The organism is Mesorhizobium sp. ZC-5 (assembly GCF_025753855.1).
Lineage (GTDB): Bacteria > Pseudomonadota > Alphaproteobacteria > Rhizobiales > Rhizobiaceae > Neomesorhizobium.
Genome location: NZ_JAOWPT010000001.1, coordinates 396,707 through 421,563, shown reverse-complemented (window position 1 = coordinate 421,563; position 24,857 = coordinate 396,707). Strand labels below are relative to the sequence as shown.

Below are 24,857 nucleotides of genomic sequence, written 5' to 3'. Positions count from 1 at the left end.
CCATGAGCGAGACAATCATTTCCGCCGATCTGGTGGAGAAGCACAATGCGGAGCGGCAGGCTGACCTGAGGCGCGACTACGAGACGCTCGGCGAACGGCTCGACCGGCGCGGCATCTCGATCGACGACATCCGCGACAAGATGGCCGCCTTCCACGTCGCGATCCCGTCCTGGGGTATGGGCACCGGGGGCACGCGTTTCGCGCGCTTTCCTGGCGACGGCGAGCCGCGCGACATTTTCGACAAGATCGAGGATTGCGCCGTCATCCAGCAGTTGACACGCGCGACGCCTACCGTCTCGCTGCACATCCCCTGGGACAAGGCTGATCCCAAGCGGCTGAAGCAGGCTGCGTCGCGTTTCGGGCTCGGCTTCGACGCGATGAATTCGAACACTTTCGCCGACGCCAAGGATCAGGCGCTCTCCTACAGATATGGTTCGCTCAGCCATGCCGACGTCGACACGCGCAAGCAGGCGGTCGAGCACAACCTCGAATGCATCGAAATAGGCAGGACGCTCGGTTCCAGGGCGCTGACGGTGTGGATCGGCGACGGCTCGAATTTTCCGGGCCAGGTCAATTTCGCCAAGGCCTTCGAGCGTTATCTTGATTCAATGCGCGAGATTTATTCCCAATTGCCCGCCGACTGGCGGCTGTTTACCGAGCACAAGATGTACGAGCCGGCCTTCTATTCGACCGTCGTGCAGGACTGGGGCACCAACTACATCATCGCGCAGGAACTCGGCCCGAAGGCTTTTTGCCTCGTCGACCTCGGTCACCATGCGCCGAACGTCAACATCGAGATGATCGTGTCGCGCCTGATCCAGTTCAAAAAACTCGGCGGCTTCCACTTCAACGATTCCAAATATGGCGACGACGACCTCGATGCCGGCTCGATTGATCCCTACCGGCTGTTCCTCGTCTTCAACGAGCTTGTCGACGCGGAACTCAACAAGGTGGAGGGTTTCAATCCGGCGCATATGCTCGACCAAAGCCACAATGTCACCGATCCAATCGAGAGCTTGATGCTGTCGGCGGTGGAGGTGCTGCGCGCCTATGGCGCGGCATTGCTGGTCGACCGCGAGGCATTGGCCGGTTACCAGGACGACAACGATGCGCTTTTGGCGACACAAACGCTCAAAGTCGCGTTTCGTACCGATATCGAACCCATTCTCGCCATGGCGCGACTGCAGGCAGGAGGTGCCATCGACCCGATCGCGGCTTACCGCGCCAGCGGCTACCGCAAGAAGGTCGCGGGCGAACGACCGGCGGTGGCTTCGGGGGGCGGCGGCATCGTTTGATGAATGCCGCATAGCGGTCGATTGGTTCCATCCGAAGCGTCTGCGATTTGAGACGCTCCCGCATTCGCGAACGGCTGTCGCGCCCTACCGGAAGCGATGAGGCGAGCATTGGACATATTCCGAAAAGTAATGCCCGGCACCACGTCGACCGGGATGCCTTCGGCCTTGAGGCGTTCAATTTCCCCGTTAGCCCGGTAGGCGCTCATCGGCTCGCCCGATTCCAGCCGAATGACGCGCTTGCCGGCCTTGGCGAGCTTCACCATCAGATCGGTGATGTCTTCGTGGCGACGGTTTTTGTGCCCACTGGGGTTTCCCACCATTATGCGCGCCGCTTCTCGACGGGCAAGTTCCAGCACCTCGTCAGAGACAAGATCGTCGAACAGGATGATATCCGCCGCCTGAAGCGCGCGCACTGCCTTGAGCGTGAGCAGTTCGGCATCGCCAGGTCCTGCACCGACGAGCGTGACGCGGCCGATGGTGGAGCCTCGATCGACAGAGATACGATCGATATTGCGCGTCAACTCGTGCTCGTCATTCACCGTCGGCGCGGCACCGAAGGCGCGATCGGAGAAGCGCTCCCAGAAGTTGCGCCGTTGCGCGCCCGCGTCAAGCCGAGCCATGACCGCGCCACGGATTGTCTCAGCTAGCGAAGCCCATGCCCCAAGGCTTGCCGGCAGCAGCGTCTCTATCCGGCGGCGGATCGCCTGACCGAGAATGGGCGATGCGCCGGCGGTCGACACGCCCACCACCACAGGCGAACGATTGACGATGGTGCCGAACTGGAACTGGCAGAATTCCGGCCGGTCGATGACATTGACCGGCACGCCGGCTACCCGCGCCGCACCGAAGAAGGCTTGGGCCTCGCCGTCACTCGCCGCGTCGCAGATCGCAATGGCTGCGCCGTTGAGGATATCGGCGGTCCAGTGGCGATCGTGATGGGCGATCTGAGGGTCTGCGTGGCCGATCAAGTCCTGAAACAGGTCGCAGAGCTCGTCCAAGGGCGCGTAGAGATCGACCCGCGCTCCGGCCGCAGCAAGCAGTTCCGCCTTCCACGCCGCTGCGGCAGACCCACCGGCCACGACTGCGCGCTTGCCCTTCAGCGACAGAAACACCGGCAGGACGGCGAGTTTGCCGATCCGCGCTGTCCTGCGATCACTCGGCAGCCTGGAGGCGTCCTGCATCGAGAATTCCCCTGATTTCCGCGCGGCAAGAGCCGCAATTGGTTCCGGCTTTCACTGCCCGGCCTATCTCATCGACACTGGCGCAGCCGGCGGTCGCCGCATCGACGATCTGGTTGAGGCCGACATTGAAGCAGGAGCAGATGATGCGCCCGACGCTCGCCATCGGTACCGGCGGCCGGCCTGACAGCAGCGCCCGGCGCTCGGACGGCTCTAGCGGCCGTCCTGATGCAAGAAGCGAGAGCAGCCAGTCGCGCTCCGCGGCTGCATCAGATGTTCCAACAAACAGCGCGTCGGTGATCGCCCCCGACAAATTGATCGCAGCCGCCCGGTAGAGCGCACCGCGTTTGTCGCGGTAGTCGGTGAACCCGCCGCGCGAAACCCCATCGAGCAGCCGCTGACCGAGCAGGATGCCCTGGTCCACCGGCTCGGGGCCGGTCAGGTCATAGAGCCAGCCGCCATCGACCGCGCGCCGGCTCCAGTGGATGAAACCGGTCGGGCGAAGATCGCGGCGGGTGATCAGGAAACCCGCCCAGCGCATCGCCTCACGACTGATGCGTAGCGGCGTGTGCTTGAGTTCGGGTTGGCCAGAAAACGGATCCGTCGCCGGATTGGACAGCGACCCGGCTGCCGCGCCGGCCGCGAAATGACCGCTCCAGTGCATCGCCAGGAACGCCTCGCCCCGGCGTTGCCCGGAATTGACGCGAACGCGGGCGCGCGCCGTGCCGAAGGGACTGTCGAGCCGTGCGATATCCGCTTCGCCAATGCCCATCGTCGTCGCATCGGCCGGATGTATGTCCACCACCGGCTCCGGCGCATGCGCCATCAGTCGGGCGACTTGGCCGGTGCGGGTCATCGTGTGCCACTGGTCGCGCAGGCGGCCGGTGTTGAGGACGAGCGGATGCGCAGCCGTTGCGGGCAGGGCAGGGCCCTCCTGGCGCACCGGCACGAACCGCGCCCGACCGTCGGCTGTCGGGAAGAGGCCGTCGCCCAGCAGCCGGCCAGCGCCTTCACACGCCCCGGCGCGGGCGGGCCATGTGACTGGAGCAAGCGCTTCATACTCATCGTCGGAGATGTCCTTCAGCCCGCCGAGATCAAACAACCGCGCGCCATCGTTTTCCAAAGCCGACAGCGCCGCGTGCTCGCGGAAGATCGCGGCTGGCCGGTCATAGGCGAAGGCATCGGCAAATCCCATGCGGCGCGCCACCTCCGTGACGATCCACCAGTCCGGCCGCGCCTCTCCGGGAAGCGGCGCGAAGCCGCGCTGGCGCGAGATGCGCCGTTCCGAATTCGTCACCGTGCCGTCCTTCTCGCCCCACGCCGCCGCTGGCAGGAACACGTCGGCATGGCGCGTGGTGTCGGTGCGGGTGACGTCCGAGACAACGACGAAGTCGCAGGCCTTGAGACCAGCGCGCACCCGTGCGGCGTCCGGCATGCTGACCGCCGGATTGGTGCCCATGATCCAGATCGCCTTGATCTCTCCGGCTGCCACCGCGTCGAACATGTCGACGGCCTTCAGGCCGGGCCTGCTGGCGATGGCGGGAGCGTTCCAGAAGCGGCCGACGCGCTCGGTAGCGCCCGGATCGTCGAATGCCATATGCGCGGCAAGCTGGTTGGCCAGGCCGCCGACCTCGCGCCCGCCCATGGCGTTGGGCTGACCGGTGACCGAGAACGGCCCCATACCTGGCTTGCCGACGCGGCCTGTCGCCAGATGGCAGTTGAGGATGGCGTTGACCTTGTCGGTGCCATGCGCCGACTGGTTGACGCCCTGGCTGTAGACAGTGACCGTGCGGTCCGTCGCTGCGAACAGCTCGTAGAAAGTGCGAAGATCAGCGGCGTCGACGTCGCAGGCCGAGGCGACCCGGCCGATGCCCGGCGCGTCGGCTTGCGCGAGCGCCAATGCGGCATCGAATCCGGCCGTATGCGCCGCGATGTAGCCGGCGTTCAGCGCGCCGGCGCGGGCGAGGTGCGCCAGCAGCCCGTTGAAAAGCAGCACGTCGGTGCCCGGTTTCAGTGGCAGATGCAGGTCGCAATCGGTCGCGGTGCGGCGGGGATCGATCACCACGATCTTGGTGCCGTGTTCGCGCCGGGCGGCCAGCAGCCGCTGGAACAGGATCGGATGGCACCACGCGGTGTTCGAACCGACCAGCACGACGAGATCGGCTTCCTCAAAATCCGCATAGACGCCCGGCACGATGTCTTCGCCGAAGGCCCGCCGATGGCCGGCGACCGACGAAGCCATGCACAGCCTGGAATTGGTGTCGATGTTGCCGGAGCCGACAAAACCCTTCATCAGCTTGTTGGCGACGTAATAATCCTCGGTCAGCAATTGCCCGGAAACGTAGAACGCGACCGCATCCGGTCCATGCGCCGCGATCGTTTCGGAAAAGCGGCGCGCGACGAGATCGAGCGCGGCGTCCCATCCCGCTTTACGGCCATAGATCTCCGGCGACAGGACACGCCCGCCGAGGCCCATCGTCTCGCCAAGCGCCGACCCTTTCGAGCATAGTTTGCCGAAATTGGCCGGATGCTCCGGGTCGCCGCGAACGCTTGTCGCTCCGTCCGCGGCGACCTCCGCAAGCACGCCGCATCCCACCCCGCAATAGGGACAGGCGGTCCTCACCGTGCGTGCTTCATCCATGATCAGGCTGCCTGGCTCTCGAGCCGGCCGAGCGCGATGAAAAGGTTGTCGCCGTCGAGCCGCACCGGGATGGTGCGCACCGAGCCTTCGTCAGGCCCCAGCGCCTTGCCGGTTTCAAGCGAGATCACCCAGTTGTGCAGCGGGCAGGTCACGGCCGCGTCGTGCACGATGCCCTGGCTCAGCGGTCCGCCCTTGTGCGGGCAGTGGTCGTCGATCGCATAGATCTTATCGTCCGCGGTGCGGAAGACGGCGACCTTGCCCTGTGGGGTCGCAACGCAGCGTGCGCCGCGGCGGGGGATGTCGTTGATGGTGCCGATCGAAGTCCAGATCATGGGGTTACTCCGCTGCCTGCGCGTAGCCGACGGTTGCCATCGGCCGGAACTCATGCTTGTCCTTGCCGGAAACCCGCTCCTCCCAGGGGTCGACCTGCGCGAACTTCTGGCTGAAGACAAAGCGGTCGAAGTAACCCTGCCGCCTCTCCGCATCGTCCATGATCTGCCGACGGATTTCATCCAGTCCGATACGCTTGGCCCATTTGTAGATGCGTTCGAGATAGCGGCCCTGCTCGCGATACATCTGCGTCAGCGCGACGATATGCGTGAGCGCCTCGTCCTCCGACTTCACGAGGCCCAGAACCTCCGTGCCCTTGATGTCGAGACCGGCGGCGCCGGCGAAATGAATCTCGTAGCCGGAGTCCACGCAGATGACGCCGACATCCTTGCAGGTGGCTTCGGCGCAGTTGCGCGGGCAGCCCGACACCGCCATCTTGACCTTCGCGGGGGTCCACGATCCCCACATGAACTTCTCGATGCGGATGCCGAGACCGGTCGAATCCTGCGTGCCGAAGCGGCACCAGTCGGTGCCGACGCAGGTTTTCACTGTGCGTAGGCCCTTGGCATAGGCCTGACCGGAGACGAAGCCGGCCTTGCCGAGGTCGCCCCAGACCGCGGGCAGGTCCTCCTTGCGGATACCCAGCATGTCGATGCGCTGGCCGCCGGTGACCTTCACGGCGGGGATATTGAACTTGTCGACGACGTCGGCGATGGCACGCAACTCCTTGGACGAGGTCATGCCGCCCCACATGCGCGGCACGACGGAGTAGGTCCCGTCCTTCTGGATGTTGGCGTGCACGCGCTCGTTGATGAAGCGCGACTGGTAGTCGTCGGCATATTCGTCGGGCCAATCGCAGACCAGGTAGTAGTTGAGCGCCGGCCGGCATTTCGCGCAGCCGCAGGAGGTCTTCCAGTTCAACTCCTGCATGACGGCCGGGATCGCCTTCAGCCCCTTTGCCTTGATCAGGCGCCGGACATCGTCGTGGCCGAGATCGGTACAGCCGCACATCGGCGGGACGGCGGCCGGATTATAGGAATCGCCCAGCGTCAGCGTCATCAGTTTCTCGACCAGCCCGGTGCACGAGCCGCAGGAGGCCGACGCCTTGGTGTGCGCGCGTACGCCGTCGAGCGTCGTCAGCCCCTTGCCGGTGATTGCGTCGGTAATCTTGCCCTTGCAGACGCCGTTGCAGCCACAGATCTCGGCGTCATCCGCCAAGGCCGCAACGGCCGCCAGAGGGTCCGCGCCGGTTCCTCCCTGATGCACCTGCCCGAATATCAGCGTATCGCGCATCTGCGAAACATCGGTTCCCTTCTTCTGGAGGTCTCCGAACCAGGCGCCGTCGGACGTTTCCCCGAACAGCACGGTGCCGATGATGCGGTTCTCCTTCAGCACGATCCGCTTGTAGACGCCGGCCGAGGCGTCACGCAGCACGATCTCGTCGCGATCGTCGCCATCGGCGAAATCACCCAGCGAATAGAGGTCGATGCCGGTCACCTTGAGCTTGGTCGGCGTCTCGGAATGGGTGAAACGCAGAGCCGGATCGCCCGAGAGATGCGCGGCGGCGACCCGTGCCATCTGGTAGAGCGGCGCGACCAGGCCGTAGACATTGCCGCCGACTTCGGCACATTCGCCGAGCGCCATGATCGCCGGATCGGAGGTCAGCATGCCGTCATCGACGACGATGCCGCGGTTGACTTCCAGGCCCGCCTCTTTGGCAAGCGTCATGTTTGGCCGGATCCCGACCGCCATCACCACGAGAGTCGCCGGAATAACCGTGCCGTCGGCGAGTTCGACACCTTCGACCTTGCCGTTGCCGACGATCGCCTTGGTGTTGGCCTTGGTCATCACCTTGATGCCACGCTCCTCGACCGCCTTCTGAAGCAGGTAACCGGCCGCGGGGTCGAGCTGCCGCTCCATCAGCGTTGGCATGACATGCAGCACGGTGACGTCCATGCCGCGTTCCTTCAAGCCTGCCGCTGCCTCCAGCCCGAGCAGGCCGCCGCCGATAACCACCGCTTTTGCCCGCGACTGCGCGGCCAGTAGCATGGCGTTGACGTCGTCGAGGTCGCGGTAGCTAAGGACGCCGGGCAGGTCTTTGCCCGGCACCGGGATGATGAACGGCACCGACCCCGTGGCGATCACCAGTTGGTCATAGGGCTCAGTCACACCGTGATCCGAGGTGACTGTTTTCGCCTCGCGGTCTATCGCGACGATCTTGTGACCCTTGTAGAGCGTGATGCCATGCTTGATGTACCAGCCGTCGCCATGGATGACGATCTCCTCGAACGCCTTTTGCCCCGACAGGACCGGCGACAGCATGATGCGGTCGTAATTGACGCGCGGCTCGGCGTTGAAAATGGTGACCTGGTAGTGGTCGGGCGCGGCTTCCAGCAGGTGCTCCAGCATCCTGCCCGGCGCCATGCCGTTGCCGATGATGACGAGTCTTTTGGTCATGTCGTGTTCCTCAGTTCACTCGGCCGCCGCCACGAGCGACGGCGTACGCGCCGTAGCTGCGTCGCGGTTCATCCGCAGAATTGCCGCATGCATCCAGGCGAGGCAGGCCGCCACGACCAGGAAGAGCAACATGAAGCAGCTTGACCAGACACCCGTCAGGTCGTTCAGCGCGCCGAACGCGATCGGCAGCACGAAGCCGCCGAGGCCGCCGATCATGCCGACGAGGCCGCCGACGGCGCCGACACTGTCGGGATAGTAGACGGGGATGTGCTTGTAGACGGCGGCTTTGCCGATCGCCATGAAGAAGCCCAGCACGAAGGCGATGGCGATAAAAGCCAGCCAGCCGATTTCGAAGTGAAAAGTGATCGGGCCGTTGATGCCGCGCACGGCATAATCGGTCGCCGGCAGCGCCAGAACGGCGCAACATACGGCCGACACGACGAAGGTCCAGTAGAGCACGGCGCGCGCGCCGAGGCGGTCAGACAGTACGCCGCCATAAGCCCGGAAGATCGAGGCCGGGATCGAATAGGCCGCGCCGATCATGCCGGCGGTGGCGATGTCGAACCCGTAGACGCCGATCAGGTAGCGGGGCAGCCACAGCGCCAGCGCAACGAAGCCGCCGAAGACGAAGAAGTAGTAGAGGCCGAAGCGCCAGACCTGGAGATTCTTCAGCGGCGCGAACTCCTGCCAGAAATTCTTCGGAGCACCGCGCCCGGCCCGGCGTTCGCGGATCACCGGATCGTCCTCAGTGCCGAACCAGAAGATAAGAGCCATGAAGGTAAGCACGCATGCCCAGATCACGGCGACGTTCTGCCAGCCCCAGGCCAGCAGCACGAATGGCGCGGCGAATTTGGTGACCGCCGCCCCGACATTGCCGACGCCGAAGATGCCGAGCGCGGTGCCTTGTTTTTCCGTGGGGTAGAAACGCGAGACATAGGCGACGCCGACTGCGAAGGAACCCCCAGCCAAGCCGACGCCGAGCGCGGCCACCAGCATCTGCGTGTAGGTGTGGGCGAAGGCCAGCAGGAAAGTCGAGGCGGCTGCGGCCAGCATGGTAGCGGTGTAGACGAGCCTGCCACCAAACCGGTCGGTCCAGATGCCCAGCAGGATGCGGACAAGCGAGCCGGTCAGGATCGGTGTGCCGACGAGCAGGCCGAACTGCGTCTCGCTGAGGCCGAGTTCCTCCTTGATGCGGACGCCGATGATCGAGAAGATCGTCCACACGGCAAAACATACGGTGAAGGCGATGGTGGACATCGCCAACGCGCGGGACGATGCGTCGTCAGGGCTGCTGACTGGAAGTGGTGTGGTCATGGTCGGCTCCGTTGAGCGGCCGGGAGCGCCGCGCTTCGTAGATCGTCAAAACAAAAAAGCCACCAGCCAGATCACGCGCCCCGTTCATCGGGAATCGCGTCAACCTGAGTGGCGGCTTTGCCTTGGGGGCGCCCATCGTTGGACGCCATTTCGTGGTCTCTCGACCTGTAAACAACCAAGCAGGAACCGTGCCAGTTTGCTTAGAGCCGAAGAAAAATCAATGAAATCAACGATATGGTCTGATTGCCCCTGTTCGCGTCGTCACGCGGCTCAGGTGAAATCATAGTCATACGCCGCGTGCCGACGCACAGAAATTGTGCAGTGCGGCAAAATTGCCTGTGATTCAGTCAGCCGCCAAGGAGGTGGATTGACGCTCGAGATAGTCGGCGATCCGGTCCGGATCGAACATCTCGCCGTCGAAGAAACCGTCCGGTCCAAGCACCAGGCTGGCACCAGCGGAACCGACGGGCGTAGCCGTTCCGAGCGCGCCCTCAACCTTCGCATTCGCCCCCGGCAAGGCGACGCCCAGCGGCTTCAGCGCAGCGCGGTAGAGATCGGGCCGGTAGCAGTCGCGCGCGATGGCTGCGTTTGCGGGCGAATGCGCGACCTGTCCCCAGCGGACCATCTGCGTGTAGAACCACAGCGCGTGGCTCTTCCACGGGAAGTTTGCTGCCTTGTCGAAGGGGAGGAAGAAATCTTCTACTCGACGCAGCACTCCACCACCGACGTTCAGTTCTCCGCTCAGGATGGGCATCTGCATGTCCGGCGGCAGGCCAAGGAACTCGGGCCTCGCCATCAGCTTCGCGAGTTCCGGGCGATTGCCCGCATCCTGGCACCAGCGCGCCGACAGATGCATCGCCCGCAGCAGGGCGGACAGCGCATCGGCGTTCTGCTCGGCCCAGGCCTTGCGCACGCCCAACACCTTCTCCGGGCTGTTCTTCCAGATCGCTGCCTTGACAGTGGCGATATGCCCGGTGCCGCGCACTACCGACGCGCTGTTCCAAGGTTCGCCGGCGCAATAGCCGTCGATCCGGCCCGCGGCCAGTGCATCCGCCATGAAGGGTGGGGGCACGACGACGATATCGATATCGCGCTGCGGATCAATACCGCAGGCCGCCAGCCAGTAGCTCAATTCGTATTTGTGTCCCGAATGCGGGTGGGTGACGGCGAAGCGGAGCGGCTCGAGCCCCGACCCTTGCCGCTCGCGGATGAGGCGCCCGAGTGCTGCGCCCGCTCCCGCTGGGTCGAGATCCGGCTTCGCGCCATGCGCTGCCATTCCAGCCCACACGGCATTGGAGACGGTCACGCAATTGCCGCCCAGCCCCAGCGCAAACGGCACGATCGTCTCCGATGAGAGCGGTGTCAGGCCGAGATTGCCGGCAATCGGCATCGGCCCCAGCATATGCGCCACGTCGAAATGGCCAATCGCGATTCGATCGCGAATGTTCGCCCACGACGTTTCGCAATGAAGGGTCAACTCCACGCCCTCGCGCTCCGCAAACCCGATTTCCCTGGCTGCGACCAGCACCGCGCTGTCGAAGAGCGGCAGAAAGGCCGCGTTGACGTGGTGTTCAGGCGCCATCGTCAGTCCCTTCCTGCGGCCCGAGCAGGCCGGCGGCCGTGATCAGGCTGTCGGCTATTTCGCTGATCTTGCGGTTCTGGTTCATCGCGGTCTTCCTGAGCAGCGCATATGCTGCCTCCTCGGACAGGCCGCGCGACTGCATCAGGATGCGCTTTGCCCTGTCGACCTGCTTGCGGCTCTGCAGTTCGCCGCGCGCCTCTTCGAGTTCGCGGGCCATGCGTGAAAACGCGTTGAAGCGGCTGACCGCCATGTCGAGGATCGGTTTCACTCGCTCCTGCCTCAGTCCATCGACAACGTAGGCAGACACGCCCGCCTCCACGGCCGCCTCGATGGATGCCCGGTCCGAGCGGTCGACGAACATGGCAATCGGCCGTTTCACCGTTCTCGACAGCTGGAACATGTTCTCCAGCATGTCGCGGTTCGGATTCTCCAGATCGATGACGATGACATCGGGTTCGAGTTCGGCGATGCGTGCGGCGATCCCCGTGACGTCATGAATCAGCATGACGCGTTCGTGCCCCGCATCCCTGAGGCCGGCCTCGATCACCGCGGCCCGAATGCGGTTCTCGTCAATGACCAGGATGGAAAGGGACGCGGCGACCATGGCTTACTGTGCGCGGATACCATTCATTGTGCAATGCGGTATGCAGTTCGGCTACCTGCGACCGATTTGCCAGCTTTCACAATTTAGCCTGGAATGTTGGGAGGGCCCGCGGGGCTGTCAGTCCGTCTGTTTCGCGGCACTCAGCACGCTTTCGAACCAAAGTCGCACGGGATCAGCATCAGACGCCCGTCGTGTCCCGGCACCGGCAACGATATCTTGCCGGACGACGTCTATTTTACGATACGGATCATCTGAATCGCGCGGGCGTATCGGCTTTTGGCGACGATTATCTCGTTCTTCTCCTGAAAAACCTGCGACGGCGGGGGGAGACGACGTGCTTTCCTGAACATTGTGGCCGGAGACCCTCATGCGCCGGCACGGCTCAGTGCTTGACATGGCGGGAGCCCTCCCCGAATGTAAAAACGTGCTGAAATTGACGTGCTGGAGAGGTTGATTCTGCGTCAGTCCCGCCTCCATCGCATCCTTGTGCAGGCCTTCTCGGTGCTGTTCGCGCTGTTGGCGATTCTTGCGCCGACCTTCGACGCGCCACTACCCGGTGACGAATTCCAGGAATATGTGTCGGCGCCCGCCGATCCGTGGAGTGACACTGCAACCCTCGTCGGCGCCACGCTCGGCGTTGCCGAAGACTTCGATGAAGAAGACGACCAGGAAGAAGCCATCTTCCTCACCCTTGCGACGCTTCACTGCGCGCAGGATGCCGGGTACCAGGCGACCGATGCCTGGCGTCCCTCCTTTCCTCGCTCGTCGGCGCATTCCTGCACAGGTCCTCCGACCCTCTGAAGCGATGGCGGTCAGCGCGCTTAAGGCGCGCCGAGCTGCCTAGTCCGCGATACCCCCACGACCCTGCGGCCATCTGAGCCGCACGCTAGACGGGACATCGCGCATGCCGCTCATGCGGCACGCCTTCGGAGTAAGTTTTAATGGAAAGTTTCGGCCCCGAGCTTCTCGCGCTGGTGCAGATCATCTGGATCAACATCATCCTCTCCGGCGACAATGCCGTCGTCATCGCCATGGCCTGCCGCGGCCTGCCGCCGGACAAGCAGCGGCCCGGCATGGTGCTCGGGGCCTTTGTCGCGGTCGTTCTGCGCATCGTCTTCACAGTCGTCGTCGCCACGCTGCTCTCGACGCCTTTCCTGAAGATCGTTGGCGGCTGTCTGCTCCTGTGGATCTCCGTCAAACTGGTGCTCGGTGAGGACGAGGAAGGAGGCGGCAGCGCGGTACAGCAGACCGAGCAGCTCTGGCACGCGATCCGCACCGTTGCGATCGCCGATGCGGTGATGAGCCTCGACAATGTTCTGGCCATCGCCGCCGTGGCGAAGGATTCCACCACGCTGCTGATTGTCGGCCTCGTCATCTCGGTGCCGCTCATCGTCGCCGGCTCGGCGATCATCATGGCGCTGCTAGGTCGTCTACCGATCCTGGTCTGGGCCGGTGCCGCGCTGCTCGGCTGGGTCGCAGGCGAGATGCTCGTTTCTGACCCGTGGCTGCTCAGCACCCTTGGCGAAGAGTTCATCCATCGCATCGAACTCCCCGCCGCTGCGATAGGCGCGGTCTTCGTAGTGGTGCTCGGCTATTTCCTCAGCCGTCGCGCCGCCAGACATAAAACCCAAGAACAGGAAGCCTGACCATGAATACCTTCGTTATTCCAGGGTGGGTCTGGATCAACTTCATCCTCCTCGTCGCGGCGGCAATCTTTGTCTGGGTGAAAGTCGCTGCCATGGAGAAGACTGGACGACAGAGACCAGAGGCTAAGCCTGTTTCGACGGATCTCAGGCGGGCGATCAAGTGAGACAAGCCGGGGGAGGGCTCATGCCCTCTTCTCGAAGTTAAGCTCCATCGTCCACCTCCGCCAAAGCGGACGTTGAATCAGAAGCCACCTATCGCGTCACATCACAATCGATTCATCGATACCCGGATGTGCTCTAGGATGGGCATTGACCCTTAAGCGAACTGCTTGCATGCTTGTGAAGTGATGACTCCATCGTCAGGGTGCGGCTGTGACCTCCGACCCTTTTACTGATATCCGCAACCGCTTCATAGAGAGGTGCCGCAGTGACCTTCACAGCTTGGAGGAACTCAAGTCGGCTGGCTTCGACAATCCGGATGCATCGGTGGCGTTGACCAAGATTGCACACTCACTGGCCGGCGCAGGCGGAATATTCGGATTCCCTGAAATAAGTAACAAGGCATTTGCACTCGAGGCGCTGATAATCGAGGGAGAAGGCGACAATCAGGCTATCGCGGCGTTGGATGAATTGATCCAGATATTGGGACAGGTTTCCGCTTCGTCCGGCTGATCGTCAGCCTTGCTTCGAAAAGCCCGTTCGGGTCATTTCGCCCCAACTATTGTCGGCGCGCAGATACTGCCAATATCCCTTGATGCGCCAAAAATTGTTGATCTGCCGATAGCCGAAATTCTCGGCAACCGCGGCCAGCGTCAGGATCGCGAGGTCGCGGGGGCGCGGAAAACGTTTTAGCTCCAACTCCTCCAGGATCAATGAGGCGACGCTCACGAAAACGCCGTAGACGAAAACCAGTGCCGTATAAGCAAGGAGGTGTTCGGTCGAAAGCACACCCATCAACCAGAAGAGCGGCATGAGGATGTAGCCGAACACCTCCATGATCGGGCCTAGCACGTCGACGATCAGCATATGCCCAAACCCGAGAAAGCCGACACGGCCGTAGCGCGGATTGAACAGCATGCTGCGATAACGGAAGAACACTTCCAGTGCCCCGCGTTGCCAGCGCGAGCGCTGTCTGGCAAGCACAGCCAGTGTCTCGGGTGCCTCGGTCCAGCAGACCGGCTCCGGGATGAACTCGATCCGGTATTCCTTCTTCTTGTCGAGCATGTAGCGATGGAGCTTGATGACGAAGTCGAGATCCTCGCCCATGGAGCCCTTGGTGAAGCCGCCGACGGCCACCGCCTCCCGTCGTCGGAAGACGCCGAACGCGCCCGAGACCAGCATGAGCGTGTTGACCTGGCTCCAAGCGAGACGGGCCATCAGAAACGCGCGAAGATATTCGGCCACCTGGAAGAGCGGCAGAACTCGCGTGGGCAGCCGAACGGTCTTCACCCGCCCGCCTTCTATGGTCGAGTTGTTGGCGATGCGAATGGTGCCTCCAACGGCGATCACCCGCTCCGGATCCTCGATGAATGGCTGCACCGCCCGCAGCAGAGCGTCCGGCTCGAGGATCGAATCGCCGTCGATAACGCAAAAGATCGGCGCGCGGCAAACGTTGATGCCGGCATTCTGGGCATCGGCCTTGCCGCCGTTGAATTTGTCGACGACAAACAGTCTGTCGGACCGCGGCGAAGCATAGATTCCCCTGATCGGTTCATGCTTGATCGTCTCCTCGAAGGACCGCCGGAAGGATACGAGTTCGAAGGCATCGATCAGCCGTTGCAGCGTCTCGTCCTTGGACCCGTCATTTACGACGATGACCTCGTAGGCGGGATATTCGAGCGCCAGCATGGAATGGACGCTCTCGACGATGTTCATCTGCTCGTTATAGGCGGGGACGATCAGCGAAATGGGAGGCGCGATGTCGCCGTAGCGGTGCCACAACAAGCTCGACCGCGCCACGGGCGGTCGCCGGGAGAGCGCGTAGGCCGCAATCACGAGCTGCAGGAGGTATACGAAGGTCTGGATAAGCCCAAAGATGATGACGATCCAGGCAACTATGCCTGACGTATGGAGCAGCACCTGATGCCAGCCGCCATTCATGCGGCCAACCCTTCCGACAGGATGAGCGAGGCCGTGCGCTGGCTGCGCGACGACTCCTCCGTTGCCGCTCGCTGCAGCGCTTCCATCCCGGCCGGTCCGATTTCCCTGAGGGACTTGCCCGCCGCATAGCGGACCGCCCACTCGCCATCTCCCAGCAACGAAGTCAGTGGCTCCACCGCTTCAACGATGCCAATGCGGCCGGAAGCCTCCGCTGCCTCCCTGCGCACCTCCCAATCCGCGCTTCCCAGTGCCGCAAGCACCGTTCCCGACGCTCCCGGATGGCCGGAGCGACCTAACGCGCGAAGGGCGGCCGCAGCCACTTCCGGCGATGGATCACGGGCCAGATCTTCCAATGCCACCAGAAAGCGGTAGTCCTCCGAGAGCGAGAGCGCCTCGACGGCGGCCGCTCTGACAAAGGGGGCGCCATCCGCCTTCAACGCGTTGGCCAGGAGTTCGTTGCCCCGCTCAGCGGGGAGGCTTTCGAAGAGATCGATCAGACGATGGGAGCGCAGCCCCTTCGGGCCTATGCGCTCAAGCACCGTCTGCAACGGAGGAAGCGCTCCAAGCGCATTGAGCGAAATCGCGGCGGCGATGCGCAGTTCCCGCGAGTTGTCGCCGAGCGCTTCGAGCAAAGCGTCAACGCTGGCGGCTCCCGGAAACGCAGTCAGGATTTCAGCGCTATGGATTCGTTCGGCTTCATTGCCCTTGCGAAGCCGCTTTCGGACGAAATCGGGTAGGCTGGTTTCCGCGAAGGCTTCCTCGATTCTCCGGCGCTCGCCCCCACGCAGCAGCGACAGGAATTCGAAACCGGAATCAGCCACGATTGCAGCGGGTATTTCCTTGAGTACCGGCATCAGCGTTTGCCGTTCGCCGTCCTCGCTGAAGCGGATTAGGGAGGTCATCAGCTTCCGACGCAGGATTTCGTCGCGCGCGTGGCGTCGCTCATGAAAGACCCTGAGGACGACCAGGACCGCCATGATCACCAGCGCGATCAGCCCAATGACAATCGACAACGTCCATATGTAGACAAGCATGTCAGAACCGAACCGAGAGGCCGAGGCCGAAAGTGTTCCTGTCGAAAGCCTCCCGGTGTTCATAGGCATAATTGCCCCGCAGGGTCAGCGCGTCTGACAGGTCGTAGGAAAATCCTGTGAACACGGTTTTAGTGTCGACAAGTGTGCCTTCGGAGATTTCAGGAGCGTCGCTGTAGCCGGCAAGAATGCGAAACCTATCGGTCGCCGCCAGGTCGGCGCGAAGGACATAGCCGTTGGCCGTTGTGCCCTCATCGTTGAACGAGTGGATCCATCGGACCTGCAGACCGAGCTTTTGGTCAAAGAAGAAGAACTGAGCTGCCGGAGAGACTGTACTCACCGACGTATCAGCGAAGATGTCGTGCCGCCCATCCAGTGTCAAAACCAGCGGTCCCCACGCGCCAGCCGGTGCGTAGGCGCGCCAGGTCGCTCCGCCGCCGACGGAAAAGCGCGCCAGGAAATCGGCGTCGGGGGTGCCAGCCACAATACCGTAGGCGGAGAAATCCTGCGAGAACGCATGATCGATCCGTGCCTCGATCTGCACGTCCGTTTCGCCATATCGCGTCACTACCCGCGTGCGACCTCCAATGGTGGTGCCCGGCTGCGGGGTATAGGCAAGGCCAACCGAACTGTCCGTCCATGACTGCCTGCCTCCGGAGAGGTGGCTCAGTTCGGTGCCGATGTCGGTCCGCCATTTCTTGGGCGGCGGTTGGGCCAGGCGCTGCTGGATATCCACGGAGGCGGGTTCGAGCGCCAGCGCCTTGCCGTAGCTGGTCCGGGCGGCACGGTCGTCGCCCCGTGCACGCTGTGCGTCGCCGAGGCCGACCAGCGCCTCGCTGTTGTCTGGTTCGCGCTTCAGTATGGCCTGGAACTGCGCCTCGGCCGCCCGAGTCTCACCTTCCTGCAGGCTGATGCGGGCTGCGAGCAGCCGGGCCTCGGTGTTATCGGGGTATTTCGCCGTCACGGCGCTGACAAGTGTCCGGGCACCGGCCAGGTCGCCATGCCACAGTGCCACGCGAGCAAGCCCCAGGCGGGCGTCCAGATAGTCTGGCGCCTTTTCAAGCGCCGCCTGAAAAAATCTTTCAGCCTCGTCGAAATCCTGCTGAAATCCCGCGACCAAACCGAGCGCGACCAGGACGTCGGCATTGCCGGGCGACAGCGCCAGCGCCTCGCGATATAACGTCTCGGCCTCGGCAAAGCGGCCTTCCTCGCGCAGTTTCCGTGCTCGCTGAAGCGTGGTCTCCAGCCGGCTTGGCCCGGGCTTGGCCCGCTTGGCGGGCTGGCTTGTCGGACCAGCGCGCGCGGCCGGCGGTGGTTCCGCCTGGTCGGCCTTTTCCGCTGCTTCGATCGAGGTCAGCAGTTGCTTCGCTTCGGCATGATCAGGCTGCGCGCCGACCACAGCCGCAGCCAGCCTGCGCGCTTCAACGAAATCGCTGCTCCTGAATGCAATCTGCGCCAGTCCGAACCGGGCGTCTTCATAAGAAGGCGCAATCGCTAGTGCTTGTTCGAACGCCTCGCGTGCAGCGGTATTATTTGCAAGAGCCAGTTGGGTGAAGCCGAGTTGCACCAATACGTCCGCATTGTCGGGGGCGAGCGTCTTGGCGCGATCGAGTAAGGAAACCGCCTCCTTGAAGCGCTGTTCCATGCGAGCAGCCACCCCTTCGCGATACAGCTCGTCAACCGTCTGGGCGCCGGCTCTTTCTCCACCAGCGACAGCAAGCAGACCGCTCAGCAGAATCAGGAGCAAGGCGCGACGCGGCTTCATTGATGCCTTGGGGCCAGCCGCGCGAGAAGCTTGGAGAGGCGCGCAAGCAGTTCCTCGGGAATGAACGGCTTGACGAGATAATCATCCGCACCACGCTCCAGTGCCGACACGATGTCCTTTTCACCCTTGCGCGCGGTCAGCATGATGACAGGGATGTGCGACACCGCTCCATCGCTCTTCATCCGCGAGAGCACTTCGAACCCGTCAAGGCGGGGCATCATTGCGTCGAGCACGATCAGCGAGGGCTGCTCGCTTGCGAGCTTTGCAAGCGCTTCCTCGCCATCCGTGGCGGTGATCACGTCGAATCCTTTCGCCTTGAGGCGAAAACTCATCAGTTCGATCAGCAACGGGTCATCGTCGCAGATCAGGATCCGATGCTTGGGGCTCATTGGCTCTGGTCTCCGGCATCGGAATGTGCGGGCCCCCAAGACCGCCATCCGCTTCATCCAGCGCGTGAATCATAAGACCATCGAAGGATGGCCACGCGACAAGTAAACGCGCAAGTTCGGCCCGCGCAACCGCTAGTTTATCCCGATTGTTCATAAAGCTGATTCGCGCCGGATTGACACGCGTTTCATGATGAAATGCGTATGCCAATGCGCCTTGGTGTGCCCGCGCCGGTTCTGAGAGCAGCGAAACGGTGGCTATCCTGTTTTCCGTGGTCAGTTGGAGATGCCCCGTCTCCGCGCGCAAAAAGGTCCGATGTACCTCGACGCCGAGAGGGCCGTTTTCGAGCGCTATCCTGATCGGCAGATCGTGGAGTGCTCCCCAGGCGAGCCATGGCTCGCTCAGTGCAGTTACTTCGCCGGTTTCCGTGCGGTATGCCATGACCGTGAGATCGGAAACGGCAAAGCGTGCCGAGTCTATCGCCGATCTTCCGGCCTCCGAATCCAGCATCCAGAATGGGACAACGATGGACACCGGTTGCCCCCATGCCGCGGAGAGCGACTGGATCGCCGCTGCCCATTGGCTCCAGACGGCCGTGGGATCGAGTGCGAAATCGGCCAGAAGATACGGCTCGATGTCGAATTGTAGGCCGGCGAGGCGGGCATCCGGCCGGTTTGCTGTTTGGTAGCGGCGGATCGCTGCGACGCGCCGAAGCGCATTGTCGAGCCCGTCACCGACTATCATTGCCGGATCGCCTTCGACGGCATGGACCGAAATCCCCCGCCTGCCCAAATGGGCTATGAAGTCCGCGAGGGCGCGTCCGTCCGCCAACTCTCCATTGTCGATCCGCAACTGCAGGAAGACGCGGTCGAGCCGCGAAGTCACGGCCCATTTTTCGATCAGCCAGGGCCGCGTGAGCCAGGTCTCAGCATTCCAGAGCCACGTCCCGGTATGTGAAACCGAGCTGAGTGACCTGTCGGGTTCCAGGCTGATGGCATTCAGCCGGAAGCTGCCCTGTCCGGGCGGGCAATTGATTACAACGTCCCGGGACGGCAGATCATCAGCGGAGTTCGGAGAAAGTTGCAGGCTGACACCCGCGATACCGATCGGGGACTGCGCCGCCGAAGGCGCATCCTCGCCGCGCTCAACAATCGATAGCCCAAACGGCTCGCCTGAGCCCAGGCCCGTCACAACGAGCTTCAACTGCGCCGCGCGTGGAAAATGCAAGGTGTCGGCTTCGAGGACGACGCCGGCCGGTGCAGTTCCTTCGCCGCAGCGAATGATCAGGCCATCATCCAACCGCTCTGCCTCAACGCGCTCCTCACTGCCGAAAGACCGCGCATCGAACCGGCCGAGTAGATCCTCGCCAAGCGGCAGTGGCGTTTTCTTGGTTCTTTTCGGATCGTCATCGGGGGTGTTGACAGCTTGCGGCACGAAACGGCCATCGATGTCGGTGCCTTCAATAGTGATGCGGGACGGGGAAGGCGCTTGCATCGCGACCGATCGGCTCCAAACCACGGATGGCTCGCCGTTTTTCATCTCGCTGGGCGCTTCAGCCGATAGGTTGGCGGCATGGCCCGGCGTCATCGCGATGAACGCGAAGAGGATCGGCAACCCAGATCTCCAGTCCATCTCGCCTCTCGCTGATCAAACTGTTCGCCCGTCGAGATAGCGCCGTGCTTGCGCTGCGAGTTCCATTGGATCGAACGGTTTGGCAATGACCCCGACTGCACCGAGCGACAAGAAGCGTTCAACCTCGTATGTCTGCGTCCTAGCGGTGATGAATAGGACCGGGATCGCTGCCGTCTGCTCGTCTGCCTTCAATTCCGCGAGGGTTTCGGGGCCGTCCATTCCTGGCATCATGACGTCGAGCAGAATGAGATGGGGTTCCCAGGCAGCGGTGGCGGCAAGCGCCTCCTGGCCGGACGCGCTGGTCCGCACGTCCAACGCCGGGTCGAGCGCGAGCGACATTGCGGCTACCTCGCGTATATCCGCCTCGTCGTCGACATAGAGCACGCGAAATGTCTCCATCGGCCTATCTCCTCGTTTCCGGCGCGGCAGCGAACTTGTTGCCAGCCTGTGATGAAGTCAGCCTTCGAACGAGTTCGGCGATCGCGATCTCGGACGTCTTGGTTTTCGTCATTGCTGCTGCCACAGTCGCGGCCAGATGCTCGTCGACCTCAGATGCCGAAAATATGACAACCGCAGTTTCACTCGGGATCGTCCTCAACAGGTCCGCTCCCGATCCGTCTGGCAAGGTCAGATCCAGTATGACCAGGTCGAAATGCTTCTGCTGGAGCTCGAAGCGCGCCTGCTGCACATTGCGTGCGAATGTGATTGCAATGTCATCGCCGAGCCCCGCCGATATAACCTTCAGCACGTCCTCGTCGTCCTCGACATGGAGCACTGTGGGCATGCGCTTGAAAGCTCCATCCCTGACTTTTTCGATCGCGGCACGCAGCCGGTTCATGTCGATCGGTTTTTCCAGCCAATCGACAATGCCGAGCGCCGATCCGTTCAAGGACTTACGGGCCTCGTCGATGAAGGCGGAGATGACGATGACGGGCAAATCCAGGCCATGGGGGGTTTTGCGCAGGTATTCGTAGAGCGTAAGGCCGGACTGGCTTGCGAGTTTGATATCCAGCGTCATCGCGACATATCGATTGCGGGCCAGCATTTCCTTGGCCGTTTCGACGTCGGGCGCGATGTCGCCTTGGAGTCCGTCCTCCACGAGCGCAAGCGCGATGATATCTGCGATGTCTCGTTCATCCTCCACGATCAGCACGCGTCGTGCCGCTGTTCCGTCATCTCCCAAAACCGCATCCCGCGGCCTCGAACGACGGTCGCTGGTTTCCGGAATATCTACATGGAAAGATGTTCCGATCTCCGGCCCGGTATCGAAGGAGACGATTCCGCCCAACCGGTCAACAATAGCCTTCACGATGCTTAGGCCTAGACCAGTTCCACCTTTTTGTCTCGAATCGGACGAGTCCGCTTGTTCGAATTTGCCAAAAATCCTCGACTGGAAAGCATGGGGAATGCCGGGGCCTTGATCGATCACTGACAAGCGGACCATATCTTCGAGGCGGACGAGGCGAACTGTTACGCGACCGCCCTGCGGCGAGTATTTGATCGCATTAGACAACAGGTTGAGCGTCACCTGGTGCAGCCGATCGGGATCAACCACAGCCAATGCACCGGGCGCCTGGTCATCGAGGACGACTGAGACGTTTTGGTCCGCGAGATAGTTGCTGCTGCTTTCGATCGCCTGCTCGATGAGCGGCCGAAGAGCCATCGGTCGGGGATCGAACGGCATGCGCCCGGATTCGATCTTTTCGATGTCGAGAATGTCGTTGATGAGCCGGACCAGACGTTCGCTGTTGGAATGGGCGATATTGATCAGTCCGGCAACCTTGGACGGAATCTCGCCGGCTGCTCCTGCGGCGACCAGTCCCAGCGAGCCGCGGATCGAGGTAAGCGGTGTCCTGAGTTCATGGCTAACCGTCGAGATGAAATCGTTCTTCATCTGCTCGCTGCGTTTCCGCTCCGTTATGTCGAAGAGCGAGCCGTCCCACACCAATTCGCCACGAATATCGAAGCGCGGCTCCGCTGCGGCGCGCATCCAGACCTTTTCGCCGTCAGGCTTGGTGAATTCCGCCTCGATCGACCAGGCTTGGCGGGTCTCTGCCGACAGCTTGAGCTGGTGCTCGACCTCGGCTAGCGCCTCGCGCGAAATCATGCGCGAGATGGTGCCGGGCTTGCCGACGATGTCCTCGGCCGTTACGCCAAGGACGCGCTCTGCTCCTCCGGATACGTAAGAAAAGCGCCCGATCCCATCCGACCCGATAGAGAGCTGAAAGAGGACGCCGGGCGCATTGTTGGTGATCGCCTGTAACTGCGCTTGGCTTTCGGAGTAGGCCGACATCGCCCATCGGCGTTGCTGGTCGTTGATAATGAGAAATCCGAGAACGAGCACACCGACGAAATTTGTCGGGATGATCAACGCAAGAAGCTGGCCGAACACTTCGCCACTTGGAGCTATTTGCAGGATCAACAAGCCAAGTGGAGGAAGGATCGCGGTCACGGCCGCTAGGATGAGTATGTCTTTCGGAGCAAGGCGCTGCTGCCCCTTGGTGCGCTGCCAGACCCACATTGCCGACGAGCAAGCAGCCACGAGCCAGATGCCGACGAGCGCGGAAGCCAAGCCCGCTCCGCCGAAGGCCATACGCATGCCCGAAAGAGTAAGTGCCGTGATCACGGCACTTACCGGCCCTCCGATAGCACCGGAAAGAGCCATTACCACATTGCGTCCGTCGGCGAAAAAGCCGGACGCAAGTTCGACCGGCGAGGCCATGCTGATCAATCCGGTCGCGCCGAAAACGATCCCGAAGACGATACTTTTGATCCAGAAGGAGCGATCAAGACGGTCGCCCAGGAAGGCGAGGAAAACCACCGCGAGAATTACGACCGATGCGCTTTCGATCATATTGATGACTGACATCATTTCCGCTCGCCAATGCACGATTGAGTAATGTCTGACTCCATCGTAAGTGCCATTGCGTTAACGGTTAAACAAGACTCTCGCGTTCCTATCGTTGGCCGCTGAGCAGGAGCATGTGATCCAGATCCATTCCATAGCTGTCCGCGGTGCTTTTGCTTTCCCACGTGTCTGAATGGCTGCATATCCTCCGTGTCCCGACATTTCCCATGGCGGGCAACGATTTGTGCGAGACGCTCAGGCCATCACGACTTGTGACCCAACGTCGGCTCTTGCTTGTTGCAGGCTAGAAGCAGTCAGCTCTCGGCCACCGAAAAAACTGTCGGACACATGCAAAATGCCCAATTGAGACGGTGCCCGGATTCCGTAGCGTCACGGCTCAAAACCGGCCGTCTCTGTCCAACACCTTGAAGCTCAATGCGGTAAGCCGCGGAAATGTTGTGGTAATTAGGAGGGCCACTCGGAGCGCCAGTTTTCATGGGACTGAGTGGTGATCCCGACAGGAATCGAACCTGTGACCTACAGATTAGGAATCTGCCGCTCTATCCTACTGAGCTACGGGACCACGCGCCGAGACACATAACCGCTTACTGGCATTTCGCCAACCGGTTTTGAGAACATCGACGAGCCATGGATCTGGACGCCGACAGACCAACCTGTCGGGTCGGCCGGCGTCCTGGGTGATCCGCGGAGACACAGCGCTCCCCTCCGCGCCTATGCAGCCAGTGCGGTCTCCGTCAGTCGCACCCAGTAACTCATACCGTGCGCGATGACCTCGTCGTTGAAGTCATAGCCAGGATGATGCAGGCCGGCGGTGTCGCCGTTGCCGATGAAAATGAAGGCGCCCGGCCGTGCCTCCAGCATGTAGGAGAAATCCTCGCCGCCCATCACCGGCGGCATGGCGCGATGCACCCTGGCGTCGCCAGCGATGACTGCGGCGATATCGCCGGCGAAGACGGTTTCCTCGGCATGGTTGAAGGTGACCGGATAGTTGGCGTCGTAGTCGACCTTTATGCTGGCGCCATGCGCCGCGGCGATGCCGTCGCAGATCGCCTGCATGCGCTCGCGCGCAAGCTGTGCCATTTCTTTCTTCAATGTGCGCACGGTACCGGCAATCTCGGCGATTTCGGGAATGACGTTATAAGCGTCCCCGGCATGGAATTTGGTCACCGAAACCACCAATGCCTCAACCGGATCGGCGCTGCGCGAGGTGATCGTCTGCAGGGCGCCGACGATCTGGCTGGTGATGACGATCGGGTCGATCGTGCCGTGCGGCATCGCCGCGTGTCCGCCCCTGCCTTTCACCGTGATGGTGAACTCGGCCGTCGCCGCCATGATCGGACCCGGACGAAGGGCGAACTGACCGACCGGCAGGCCCGGCATGTTGTGCATGCCGAACACCTTTTCGATGCCGAAACGTTCCATCATGCCTTCCTTGACCATCACGTTGCCGCCACCGCCGCCTTCTTCCGCCGGCTGGAATATGAGGGCGACCGAGCCGGCGAAGTTGCGCGTCTCTGCGAGATATTTCGCCGCACCCAGGAGCATCGCCGTGTGGCCATCATGGCCACAGGCATGCATCTTTCCCGGTGACTGCGATTGATAGGCGCGGCCGGTGATCTCGTTGATTGGCAGTGCGTCCATGTCGGCCCGCAAGCCGATCGTCGGACCGTCACCCAGGCGGCCCTTGATAATCGCGACCACGCCGGTCTTGGCGATCCCCGCGGCCACCTCGTCGCAGCCGAATTCCGCCAATTTCTTCTCCACGAAGGCCGAGGTCTGCGGCAGGTCGAAATTGAGTTCGGGAATGCTGTGCAGGTGCTGGCGCCAGCCGGCGACCTCCTGCTGCATTTCGGCGGCGCGGTTCAGGATCGGCATGGTCTGGGACTCTCAATCGTTGGCATCGGCAGAAACTGCCCGGGTTCCGGCAAAAAGATCGCTCGCATTTTGCCATCTTGGCGTCACATAGGCTAAATAGCACCGTTGAGGGAAGCGAATGTGGGGTTCGCTTCGCGACGTCATGTGTCAC

The 24,857-nt window shown here is 62.4% G+C and carries 20 protein-coding genes and 1 tRNA gene; 5 read left to right on the top strand and 16 right to left on the bottom strand.

Features of this window, described 5'->3' with window-relative positions:
• The first annotated feature begins 2 nt into the window (after window positions 1-2).
• Window positions 3-1,295, top strand: coding sequence for an L-rhamnose catabolism isomerase (gene rhaI, locus OHD58_RS01950; RefSeq protein ID WP_263801357.1), 1,293 nt, complete (start codon window positions 3-5; stop codon window positions 1,293-1,295).
• Here rhaI and OHD58_RS01945 read toward each other — a convergent pair.
• From OHD58_RS01945 to OHD58_RS01915, 7 genes are all read right to left on the bottom strand, one after another.
• Entirely contained in the window at window positions 1,232-2,476 is a 1,245-nt protein-coding gene (locus tag OHD58_RS01945) for an SAM-dependent methyltransferase (RefSeq protein ID WP_263801356.1), read from the bottom strand. The two genes, rhaI and OHD58_RS01945, sit on opposite strands and share 64 nt — an antisense overlap.
• Window positions 2,448-5,114 (bottom strand): nitrate reductase, encoded by a 2,667-nt coding sequence (locus tag OHD58_RS01940; protein WP_263801355.1) that lies wholly within the window; start codon window positions 5,112-5,114, stop codon window positions 2,448-2,450. Before OHD58_RS01940 ends, OHD58_RS01945 begins: the two co-directional genes overlap by 29 nt.
• A 2-nt stretch (window positions 5,115-5,116) precedes the next feature.
• Window positions 5,117-5,446, bottom strand: coding sequence for a nitrite reductase small subunit NirD (gene nirD / locus OHD58_RS01935; RefSeq protein WP_263801354.1), 330 nt, complete (start codon window positions 5,444-5,446; stop codon window positions 5,117-5,119).
• 4 nt (window positions 5,447-5,450) lie between these two features.
• Complete coding sequence (gene nirB / locus OHD58_RS01930) at window positions 5,451-7,901, bottom strand: nitrite reductase large subunit NirB (RefSeq protein WP_263801353.1); 2,451 nt, start codon at window positions 7,899-7,901, stop codon at window positions 5,451-5,453.
• 15 nt (window positions 7,902-7,916) lie between these two features.
• Window positions 7,917-9,215 (bottom strand): MFS transporter, encoded by a 1,299-nt coding sequence (locus OHD58_RS01925; protein ID WP_263801352.1) that lies wholly within the window; start codon window positions 9,213-9,215, stop codon window positions 7,917-7,919.
• 343 nt (window positions 9,216-9,558) lie between these two features.
• On the bottom strand, window positions 9,559-10,797 hold the full coding sequence (locus tag OHD58_RS01920) for a CmpA/NrtA family ABC transporter substrate-binding protein (protein WP_263801351.1): 1,239 nt from the start codon (window positions 10,795-10,797) through the stop codon (window positions 9,559-9,561).
• Window positions 10,787-11,401: an ANTAR domain-containing response regulator gene (locus OHD58_RS01915; RefSeq protein WP_263801350.1), complete on the bottom strand. Its 615-nt coding sequence runs from the start codon at window positions 11,399-11,401 to the stop codon at window positions 10,787-10,789. The genes OHD58_RS01920 and OHD58_RS01915 overlap by 11 nt, the downstream gene beginning before the upstream one ends.
• Before the next feature lie 438 nt (window positions 11,402-11,839).
• On the opposite strand from OHD58_RS01915, the gene OHD58_RS01910 reads away from it, so the two are divergent.
• From OHD58_RS01910 to OHD58_RS01895, 4 genes are all read left to right on the top strand, one after another.
• A complete protein-coding gene (locus OHD58_RS01910; RefSeq protein ID WP_263801349.1) occupies window positions 11,840-12,202 on the top strand; it encodes a hypothetical protein in 363 nt (120 codons plus the stop codon).
• Between the two features lie 140 nt (window positions 12,203-12,342).
• Complete coding sequence (locus OHD58_RS01905) at window positions 12,343-13,047, top strand: TerC family protein (protein ID WP_263801348.1); 705 nt, start codon at window positions 12,343-12,345, stop codon at window positions 13,045-13,047.
• A 2-nt stretch (window positions 13,048-13,049) separates the two neighbouring features.
• The gene (locus OHD58_RS01900) at window positions 13,050-13,211 is read left to right on the top strand and encodes a hypothetical protein (RefSeq protein ID WP_263801347.1); all 162 of its coding nucleotides are present in this window, start codon (window positions 13,050-13,052) and stop codon (window positions 13,209-13,211) included.
• A gap of 208 nt (window positions 13,212-13,419) precedes the next feature.
• Entirely contained in the window at window positions 13,420-13,719 is a 300-nt protein-coding gene (locus OHD58_RS01895; protein ID WP_263801346.1) for an Hpt domain-containing protein, read from the top strand.
• A gap of 3 nt (window positions 13,720-13,722) precedes the next feature.
• On the opposite strand, the gene OHD58_RS01890 is transcribed toward OHD58_RS01895, so the two are convergent.
• The 9 genes from OHD58_RS01890 to OHD58_RS01850 all read right to left on the bottom strand — a co-directional run bounded on the left by OHD58_RS01890 (window position 13,723) and on the right by OHD58_RS01850 (window position 24,706).
• Window positions 13,723-15,147, bottom strand: coding sequence for a glycosyltransferase family 2 protein (locus tag OHD58_RS01890; protein ID WP_263801345.1), 1,425 nt, complete (start codon window positions 15,145-15,147; stop codon window positions 13,723-13,725).
• Window positions 15,144-16,181, bottom strand: coding sequence for a HEAT repeat domain-containing protein (locus OHD58_RS01885; protein WP_263801344.1), 1,038 nt, complete (start codon window positions 16,179-16,181; stop codon window positions 15,144-15,146). Before OHD58_RS01885 ends, OHD58_RS01890 begins: the two co-directional genes overlap by 4 nt.
• Before the next feature lies 1 nt (window position 16,182).
• A complete protein-coding gene (locus tag OHD58_RS01880; RefSeq protein WP_263801343.1) occupies window positions 16,183-17,943 on the bottom strand; it encodes a tetratricopeptide repeat protein in 1,761 nt (586 codons plus the stop codon).
• Window positions 17,940-18,332 (bottom strand): response regulator transcription factor, encoded by a 393-nt coding sequence (locus tag OHD58_RS01875; protein WP_263801342.1) that lies wholly within the window; start codon window positions 18,330-18,332, stop codon window positions 17,940-17,942. Before OHD58_RS01875 ends, OHD58_RS01880 begins: the two co-directional genes overlap by 4 nt.
• Window positions 18,295-19,962 carry a hypothetical protein gene (locus OHD58_RS01870; RefSeq protein WP_263801341.1) on the bottom strand — a complete coding sequence of 556 codons (1,668 nt, stop codon included), beginning with the start codon at window positions 19,960-19,962 and terminating at the stop codon, window positions 18,295-18,297. Before OHD58_RS01870 ends, OHD58_RS01875 begins: the two co-directional genes overlap by 38 nt.
• Window positions 19,963-19,977: 15 nt before the next feature.
• The gene (locus OHD58_RS01865; protein ID WP_263801340.1) at window positions 19,978-20,361 is read right to left on the bottom strand and encodes a response regulator; all 384 of its coding nucleotides are present in this window, start codon (window positions 20,359-20,361) and stop codon (window positions 19,978-19,980) included.
• Window positions 20,362-20,365: 4 nt separating this feature from the next.
• Entirely contained in the window at window positions 20,366-22,831 is a 2,466-nt protein-coding gene (locus OHD58_RS01860) for an ATP-binding protein (protein WP_263801339.1), read from the bottom strand.
• Between the two features lie 485 nt (window positions 22,832-23,316).
• Window positions 23,317-23,393 (bottom strand) — tRNA-Arg (locus OHD58_RS01855).
• 149 nt (window positions 23,394-23,542) lie between these two features.
• Window positions 23,543-24,706 carry a M20 aminoacylase family protein gene (locus OHD58_RS01850; protein WP_263801338.1) on the bottom strand — a complete coding sequence of 388 codons (1,164 nt, stop codon included), beginning with the start codon at window positions 24,704-24,706 and terminating at the stop codon, window positions 23,543-23,545.
• Window positions 24,707-24,857: the final 151 nt, after the last annotated feature.